At 68.5% G+C, this 8,591-nt stretch carries 7 protein-coding genes; 6 read left to right on the top strand and 1 reads right to left on the bottom strand.

What is annotated here, in order from left to right; genetic code table 11:
* Window positions 1-221 precede the first annotated feature (221 nt).
* Window positions 222-734 carry an adventurous gliding motility lipoprotein CglC gene (gene cglC / locus HV824_RS33365; RefSeq protein WP_255208538.1) on the bottom strand — a complete coding sequence of 171 codons (513 nt, stop codon included), beginning with the start codon at window positions 732-734 and terminating at the stop codon, window positions 222-224.
* Between the two features lie 276 nt (window positions 735-1,010).
* On the opposite strand from cglC, the gene HV824_RS33360 reads away from it, so the two are divergent.
* From HV824_RS33360 to HV824_RS33335, 6 genes are all read left to right on the top strand, one after another.
* Complete coding sequence (locus HV824_RS33360; protein WP_163787360.1) at window positions 1,011-1,838, top strand: outer membrane beta-barrel domain-containing protein; 828 nt, start codon at window positions 1,011-1,013, stop codon at window positions 1,836-1,838.
* On the top strand, window positions 1,835-2,605 hold the full coding sequence (locus HV824_RS33355) for an outer membrane beta-barrel domain-containing protein (RefSeq protein WP_176425074.1): 771 nt from the start codon (window positions 1,835-1,837) through the stop codon (window positions 2,603-2,605). The genes HV824_RS33360 and HV824_RS33355 overlap by 4 nt, the downstream gene beginning before the upstream one ends.
* Complete coding sequence (gene gltC / locus HV824_RS33350) at window positions 2,605-4,614, top strand: adventurous gliding motility protein GltC (RefSeq protein ID WP_176425075.1); 2,010 nt, start codon at window positions 2,605-2,607, stop codon at window positions 4,612-4,614. Before HV824_RS33355 ends, gltC begins: the two co-directional genes overlap by 1 nt.
* Window positions 4,615-4,707: 93 nt before the next feature.
* Entirely contained in the window at window positions 4,708-5,994 is a 1,287-nt protein-coding gene (locus HV824_RS33345) for an MFS transporter (RefSeq protein WP_176421426.1), read from the top strand.
* A gap of 10 nt (window positions 5,995-6,004) precedes the next feature.
* Window positions 6,005-7,042, top strand: a complete 1,038-nt coding sequence (plsX, locus tag HV824_RS33340; RefSeq protein ID WP_176421427.1) for a phosphate acyltransferase PlsX — start codon at window positions 6,005-6,007, stop codon at window positions 7,040-7,042.
* Window positions 7,039-8,079 carry a phosphatase domain-containing protein gene (locus tag HV824_RS33335; RefSeq protein ID WP_163787384.1) on the top strand — a complete coding sequence of 347 codons (1,041 nt, stop codon included), beginning with the start codon at window positions 7,039-7,041 and terminating at the stop codon, window positions 8,077-8,079. The genes plsX and HV824_RS33335 overlap by 4 nt, the downstream gene beginning before the upstream one ends.
* The last annotated feature ends 512 nt before the right edge of the window (window positions 8,080-8,591 follow it).

Below are 8,591 nucleotides of genomic sequence, written 5' to 3'. Positions count from 1 at the left end.
GGCGTGGGGGCCACGGTGACGATCGGCTCCAGTGGGGGCGGGGTGCCCAGTTGGGGCAGCCCCAGCACCAATGCGGTGAGCGCGAGACCGCCAGCCAGACTGAGGAAGACGACCGTACGGTTCATGAGGCAGGGCTCCTTGCGGAAAACGGCGCGGGCCCTCCCTTTACGAACCAGTCGCGCGGAAAGGTCTACCTCTCCGCGCGAAAAGTGTCGGGTGGGTCAACGCGGGATGAGCGCGCCGGCGCAGAAGAAGGGCGAGTTGTTCTCGCCGAACGTCCGCCGGTAGAAGGCCTCGTCCGCGGAGCGGAGCGCCTCCAGCGTGTCCTGATCCAGCAGCAGCGAGCGGCACGACATCCGGCCAGGCAGCTCGGCGTTGACGTCGTCAGTGTCCGTCACGTCGCACGAGGACGCGCCCTCGACGCAGGGCTTGCTGCAGTAGCCCCGGGCGGGGGCCTCCTGGTTCAGGGAGCCATCCTCATTGAGGGCGCGGGGGTAGTCCTGATCCCGCACGCAGATCAGATCCTCGCATTCGACCGAGCCGAAGGAGATGAAGTCCTGCCGGGCGGCGATCTCCCGCTCCAGGATGGGCATGGTCGGCGAGTTGTTGTTGGCCGCCGCCTCCTCGGGGGTCGCCTTGCGCACCAGCGTGCAGGGCTTGCCAATCTCGCTGGCCACCTCACAGCCACCCGACAGGAGCGCGGCGGACATCATGAGGGCGGTTCGCACGAACATCTTCATGGGACCTCGGACCTCTACAAAGGGGGGATGGGGCACGGGACCTCGGGGCCCGCGAGCCTGGGAAGGGTAGCACAGCCCCCTGGAACACCAACGCCCCCGTACGTCGGTACGACGGGTGGAATTATGAAGGAATACCGGAGGGATAGGCGGTAGCCAGGCTTGCTCAGCGCGGTTGATGGTTGGGAATACGACCGATAGGATGCGGAGGCCGAGAGTCGCGATGCACCCCCGGTGGCAGTTACGCCCCCCTCCCTCACGGAGCCTCCGGATTTGAACCGCCCCAAGTTGCTGCTCGCCCTGTGTCTGGTGCCCGCGCTGGCATCCGCCCAGGGTCAAGAAGGCATGGGACTCGACCTCACCGACGAGTCCCAGGCCGAGTCATCGCAGGATGCAGAATCACCCGCGCCTCCTCCGGTGGAGGAGGCCACACCGGCCGCGGCGTCCCGCCCCGCGGACGAGCCATTGGAAGCGGATCCGCAGTTGCCGTTGACGGACATCACCCAGGAAGACCGGGTGAAGAGCGTCCAGCGGAAGGTCTACCTCAAGAAGGGCCGCTTCGAGCTGACGCCGCTGTTGAGCCTCTCGGTCAACGACCCCTTCTATTCGAAGGTGGGGTTGTCGGTCCGGGGCGCCTATTACCTGGCGGACACGCTGGCCATCTCCGCCCGGGCCTCGCTGATGCAGGTGGTGCCGTCGGATGACGTGCGCACCGCGAAGCGGACCTTCAACAGCAAGATCTACTACTCGGTGCCCCAGTGGTCCGCGATGGGCGACGTGGAGTGGAGCCCCATCTACGGAAAGGTGGCGTTCCTCAACTCCATCCTCCACTTCGACGGCTACCTGCTGGCGGGCGCGGGCGTGGTGAGGACGGAGACCTCGGCGCTGCCGGGGCGAGGCCTCAACCCGGCCGCCGACCTGGGCCTGGGCATGCGCTTCGTGGCGCAGGACTACATCGCCGTCAACGTGGCCCTCATCAACACCTCTTATGTGGATCAGCCCCTGGGTAGCAGCAAGGGCGCCATCCAGAACGTCATGACGCTCAACGCAGGCATCTCGCTGTTCCTGCCGTTCAAGTCGACGGGGAGGGACTCGGAATGAAGCGCTTCTTCCGTGTGCTCCTCGCCCTCTGTCTGACGGCGCCCGTGCTGGGCTTCGCCCAGACCACCGAAGAGGCGGAAGCCGGCGACGTCTCCGAGGTCGACAAGGACCGGCTCGGGCCCCTGCGCGAGCGCGTCCGGCCGGTCTCCGGCCACGTCTTCCTCAAGAAGGGCCGCTTCGAGTTCAGCCCGTCCGCGACGCTGTCGCTGCGCGACGCGTTCTACAGCAAGTACATCTTCGGCGGCACGCTGACGTACCACCCCATGGAGACGTTGGGCATCAGCCTGCGCGTGGGCTACGCCCTCAACACGGTGGCCGGCGCGGCGCAGAAGTGCACGTTCGGGGACGGCGGCGAGGGCTCCTCGCGCGGCTGCGTGCCGCCCACGCTCAACGAGCTGGACGGCAACGCGCCGGGGCAGATCAAGCTGCTGGGTGGCGCGGATGTCCAGTGGGCGCCCATCTACGGCAAGGTGTCGCTGCTGGCGGAGACCTTCGTCCACTTCGACCTGTACGGCGTCGCGGGCGCCTCGGTGGTGCAGTACCGCGGCCCCGGTGACGCGCCGGGCGCGGTGGCGCAGAACTACCTCACGCCGGGTGCCAACCTGGGCGTGGGCGCGCGCTTCTTCCTCAACCGGTGGATCACGCTGCGCACGGAGCTGCGTGACCTCATCTACGTGGAGAAGGGCACCGAGGTCTCCGGCAACTACCTGCGCAACCAGCTCCTGTTCGAGCTGGGTGTCTCCTTCTTCTTCGGGTCCGAGTCATGATGCGCTCCTTCCGGCTCATCCGTGTCGCCGTCCTCGGGCTGTCGCTCGCGTGGACGGCCCCCACCTTCGCGCAGAACTTCGAGGGCCTGGACCTCTCCGGCCAGTCCAAGAAGAAGAAGCGCGCCACGCCCAAGAAGAAGAAGCCCACCCGCAAGAGCCGCGCCGACAAGGCGACGCCCGCGCCGGCGCAGGACGACGACGATGACGCCGCTGCTTCCTCCAGCGAGGCGCCCACCAGCGTGTCTCCCGCGGAGGCGGCGCCCGCGGCGTCCACGCCCGCGCCCACCCCGGCCTCGCCTCCCGCGAACACCGGGAGCATGGGCATGGGCCTGGACCTGACGCAGGAGGCGCCCAAGCCGGCCGCGCCCACCATGTCCTTCGACGCGGTGGACGTCTCCGGCAAGACGGCGGACCGCCAGCGCCTGGAAGTGGCCGTCAGCCTCTTCAAGAACGACGAGTACGAGAAGGCCTCCATGGCGGCGCACGAGCTGCTGGAGGACCCGAAGCTGGCGGGCCTGCACACCGAGGCGCGCTACGTGCTGGCCAAGTCGCTCTACCGCATGGGCATGTACCACTCGTCCCTGGGGGAGTTCTCCAAGATCCTCTCCCTGGGCCCGTCCACCAAGTTCTTCAAGACGAGCCTGGAGTGGCTCTTCTTCATCAGCCGCAAGACGAAGAACGAGACGGTCATCCTCGACGAGATTGCCCGCCACGCGAACCAGGAGTTCCCCGAGAAGTACCGCAACGAGTTCCGCTACCTGCTGGCGCGCTACCACTTCGTGCGAGGCCGCGCGCTGGACCAGGTGGGGCAGCCCGAGGAGGCCGACAAGAGCTTCTCGGAGGTGAAGCGGCTGGCGCTGACCATTCCGCGCGCCGACCCGTTCTTCCCCCGCGCCAAGTACCTGGAGGGCCTGTCCTCCTTCCGCAACGGCAGCCGTCAGAAGGACGCGGCGGCCAAGCGCGCCAACGGGGAGATGCTGGCGGCCATCGAGGCGATGAAGGAAGTGGTCCGCCTCACGCGCCCGGTGGCCGGCAAGCCCGCCGACCAGGCGAAGCTGGACAAGTCGCTGCGCGAGCTGGCCTTCATGCAGCTGGCGCGCACGCACTACGGCATGCAGCAGAACCGCTTCGCGCTGTTCTACCTGGGCAAGGTGGAGCGCGGGAACACCCAGTGGCTGGAGGCCCTCTTCGAGTCCAGCTGGGCCAACTACCGCGTGGGCCAGTACGAGCAGGCGCTGGGCAACCTCATCACCCTGTCGTCGCCCTTCTTCCGCGAGGAGTACTTCCCGGAGGCGCTCATCCTGAAGGCGGTCATCTATTACGAGAACTGCCGCTACCGGGAGTCCAACATCATCCTCCAGGACTTCGAGCGCACCTACCTGCCCGTGCACGACCAGCTGGAGTCGCTGGTGAAGAAGAACATGGAGGCCAGCGAGTACTACTCGGTGCTGTCCGACGTGCAGAAGAAGAACAAGGATGGCCTGGAGAAGAACGAGACGGACGTCATCCTGGAGCGCATCCTCCGGCTGGCCCTGACGGACCAGGACCTGCGCAAGACGAACGACTCCATCCTCGAGCTGGAAGCGGAGATGGACGCCTTCGCGAACCGGGCGGACACCTTCAAGTACTCCGAGCTGAGCAAGTCCCTGCTGGAGGGGCTCAAGCTGCAGCGCACGGCGCTCATCTCCAAGGCCGGCATCATGGCCAAGGGCAAGCTGGAGACGGAGCTGGTGGCGCTCAAGCAGCTGTTGGCCAACGGCCTGCGCATCAAGTTCGAGACGACCACCAAGGAGAAGGAGTTCCTGGAGGAGCAGCTCAAGGCGGGCGGCCGCACGGCCATCGTCAAGAAGTACAAGTACTCCGTCGCCGTGCAGGACGACCAGCTCTACTGGCCGTACGAGGGCGAGTACTGGCGTGACGAGCTGGGCACCTACCAGTACACGATGACGAAGGGCTGCATCGAGCGCGACACCGCGAACCGGAACGTCCAGTCCGCCGAGGCGATGTAAAGCCCGTCGGGCCCGGGACTTCTCCCCCATTCCAGCCGCCGGGGCGCTATCTTCGCGCTCCGGCGGTTTTCTTTTTTCGCAAAGGGGCAACTGGTGGTGCGGCGGGCGGCGTCACTCCGTGTCGTCTTCGGAATCGTGGCGCTGGACCTCATCGGGTTCGGCATCCTGATTCCCCAGTTGGGGGTGTACGGCGTGCGGTTCGGCGCCTCGCCCTTCACGGTGGGGCTGCTCATCTCCGTCTTCTCGCTGATGCAGCTGGTGTCGGCCCCGGTGATGGGCCGGCTCAGTGACAGGTACGGTCGCCGGCCGGTGCTGCTGGTGAGCCAGGTGGGCTCGCTGCTGGCGTACCTACTGTTCGCCTTCGCGCAGTCGCTGCCGCTGCTCTTCCTGGCGCGTGTCATCGACGGCATCTCCGGTGGCAACATCTCCACCGCACAGGCCGTGGTGGCGGACATCACCACGCCGAAGGACAGGGCGCGGGGCATGGGAGTCATTGGCGCGGCCTTCGGGCTGGGCTTCGTGCTGGGACCGGCGCTGGGCGGCTTCCTGGGCGCCTGGGGCGGCAACCTCGCCATCGGCCTGTTCGCGGCGGGGCTGGTGGCCATGAACCTGACGGGCACGTACTTCTTCCTGCCAGAGACGCGGGTGGTGGGGCGTCCGGGGGAAGGGCACGCGCGCACGCTGCAGGGCGCCTCGCTGGCCATGGGCCTGCCCGTGGTGGGGCGCTGCCTGGCGCTGATGCTGGTGTTCACCACCGCCTTCGCGCAGATGGAAGGCACCTTCTCCGTCTACCTGCTGACGCGCTTCCTGTCGTCCGGGCCGGTGCCGCTCCAGGAGGGGGGGCTGTTCCTCCGGGCGGCGGTGACGGACCTGGACGTGCTGCGCGAAGCCAGCCTGCGCTCCGGCTGGCTCTTCGCGGCGATTGGGGTGATTTCCGCGGGGGTGCAGGGCGGCCTGGTGCGCCGGCTGACGGGTGGGCCCGGGAGCAGGCCGGGGCGCGAGGCGCTGCTGGCCACGGTGGGCTTCGGGCTGACGGCGGCGGGACTGGGCCTGTTGCCCGTGGCGCCGGACTATGCGTGGCTGTTCCCGGTGATGGGGTTGTTGGCGGTGGGGTCGGCGCTGGTGACGCCGTGTCTGTCCGCCCTGGTATCACTGCATGCTCCGCCGGAGCGGCTGGGGGCGGTGCTGGGGGCGTACCAGGCCTTCGGCTCGCTGGGGCGGATTCTGGGGCCGGCGCTGGGCGGCTGGCTCTTCACCCGGCTGGGGCCCGCGGCCCCATACGGGACGGCGGCGGGGATGGTGGCGTTGTCGGGGCTCCTGGGATTGTCCCTGGTGGCCCAGGCGAGAATGGCAGGCGCGGGGGCCGAGCAAAGGTCCTAAGATGGAGGACATGGTGGGGACGCAGCCGCAGCCAGTGACGATTGCCTTCGATGTCATGGGAACGGACCACGGCCCGGCCGAGGTGGTCCGGGGAGCGGCGATGCTGTCGCTGGAGTCCCCCCACATCCACACGCTCCTGGTGGGGGACCGCACCCTCATCGACGATGCGCTGGCGGAGACGAAGCACAACGGCGAGCGCATCTCCGTGCAGCACGCGGCGGACTTCGTCGGCATGGACGAGAAGCCCGGCGAGGCGCTGGCGCGCAAGCCGAACGCGTCCGTGGCGGTGGCCGCGCGGCTGGTGGCGGAGGGCGAGGCGCAGGCGCTGGTGTCCGCGGGCAACACGGGCGCGGGCGTGCTGGCCTGTGCCCGGCACTTCCAGCTCATCCCCGGGGTGCGCCGCGCGGCGCTGGCCACGGTGTACCCGACGCGCTCGGTGCGCGGCGCGAAGGGGGACCCGTTCTCCCTCATCCTGGACGTGGGCGCCACGGTGGAGGCCACCGCGGATGACCTGGTGACCTTCGCGGTGATGGGCTCCGCCTACGCGCGCATCATCTCCCAGAACGACCGCCCCAAGGTGGCGCTCCTGTCCAACGGGATTGAGCCGCAGAAGGGCCCGCCCCGCGTGGTGGAGGCGCACGCCCGCCTGTCGGAGATGAAGGACATCCACTTCATCGGCAACGTGGAGGGCATCGACATCCCGAAGGGCACCGCGGACGTCATCGTCACCGACGGCTTCGTGGGCAACGTCTGCCTGAAGATGCTGGAGGGCGTCCACGAGACGGTGGTGGAGCTGGCCCAGTACGCCTACAAGGAGAGCCTGCGGTGGCGCGCGGGGCTCGCCATGCTGTCCAGCGGCATCCAGCGCATCAAGGACATCACCGACTGGAACCAGTACGGCGGCGCCCCCATCCTCGGGTTCGATAAAATCTTCATCAAGGCCCACGGGCGTTCGAAGTCGCGGGCCATCGCCAACGCGGGCAAGGTCGCGGCGAAGGTCGTGTCGAACAACCTGGGCGCCGCCATCCGGGAAGGCCTGAAGAAGTGAGCTTGCCGGACCGCATCGATCCGCGTCCGCCCCGGCGCATCTACCGCTGGGATTTGGACAAGACGTACCTCCAGACGGAGTTCGACTCGCTCCGTGACCTGGTGCGGACGGCGTTCCAGAAAGCCCACCAGAAGGTGGCCGTGCCGGGCGCCAGCGCGCTCATCCGCGAGCTGTCGGAGAACGGGGACTCGCGGCTGTGCATCGTCTCCGGCAGTCCGAAGCAGATGCGGGCCGTGCTGGAGGAGAAGCTCAAGCTGGACGGGGTGCGGTGGGACGAGTTCGTCCTCAAGGACAACGTGGGCAACCTGCTGCGCGGCCGCTTCCGGGCCCTGCGCGGGCAGGTGGGCTACAAGCTGCCCGCCATCCTGGAGAGCCGGGTGCACGCGCCGGTGGAGGCGGAGGAGGTCCTCTTCGGTGACGACGCGGAGGCGGACGCGTTCATCTATTCGCTCTTCGCGGACCTGGTGGCGGGCCGCGTGGACGAGCGCGTGCTGTCGCAGGTGCTGGAGGCGGGCGGGGTGTACCCGGACGACGCGCTGCGGGTGCGCGAGGCGTGGAAGAAGATTCCGGTGGGCGACCCGGTGCGCCGCATCTTCATCCACCTGGACAAGCTGACGCCCCCCGCGCACTTCACGGCCTATGGGCCACGCGTGGTGCCCATCTTCAACTACTTCCAGGCCGCGCTGGTGCTGCTGGCGGACGGCCACCTGACGGCGCCGCAGGTGCTGAAAATCGCCGTGGAGATGGTGCAGACGGCGGGCCACAACATCATCACCCTGTCCAACTCGTTCCAGGACCTGCTGCGGCGCGGCCTGCCGCTCCAGCAGGCGGCGGTGGCGCTGTCCCAGGCGCTGGAGGGGCCCAACAAGCTGCTCGCGGCGATGCGGCCCATGCCGGACATCCTGGCCGCCTTCAGCAAGCGCCTGGCCGCGCTGGGCACGCCGCCGCCCCCCCCGCCGGTGCAGGCGGTGGACTACGTGTCCCTCATCCACCACGCGCTGCCCCGGAACCACAAGGGCCGCACCCGGCCGCAGTAGGGGCCGTCTGCCCGGCTGCCCCTCGGGTGGGCCGGCATTCCCCGCGCGGGCCGTCCCCAGAACGTTTCCGGCGGACGCCGTGTTGATACAGGACACAGGCCCGCGGCCCCCACGCTTCGCGCGTGCCCTGTCCCCAGGTTGGGAGCAGGAAAGCGGGCGGGGGAGCCCGCTGCCCGGTGACATCCGACAACAATGTCGTCCACCGCTACTCCCTACCCGGAGGATGCGGTATAGACGGCAGGCCTTCAAGCACCCCGGTGGGGTGTCCCTGGCTGATGACGCGAGATTTGACTGAGACGCCGCCTGCCGGCGGTCTGCTGCCACCTGCGCCCGAGAATGACGCGCGCGAGGTTGCCTCTCCCGAGGCGGCAGGGACTTCCGAGCGCGGCGAACAAGAGGTTCCCATGAACTCCCAGCTGGAGCTGTCGGCGCACCCTCAAGAAGAGGACAGCGCCTCCGAGCCCGTGGCCGCCGACGAGCAGGCCCCCACTGAAACCCCCACGATTCAAGCC

The sequence above is a fragment of the Myxococcus sp. AM009 genome (assembly GCF_013372605.1).
Classification (GTDB): Bacteria; Myxococcota; Myxococcia; order Myxococcales; family Myxococcaceae; genus Myxococcus; species Myxococcus vastator.
Note: the sequence above shows the minus strand (reverse complement) of the source record. Positions and strands in the feature narration are given on the sequence as shown.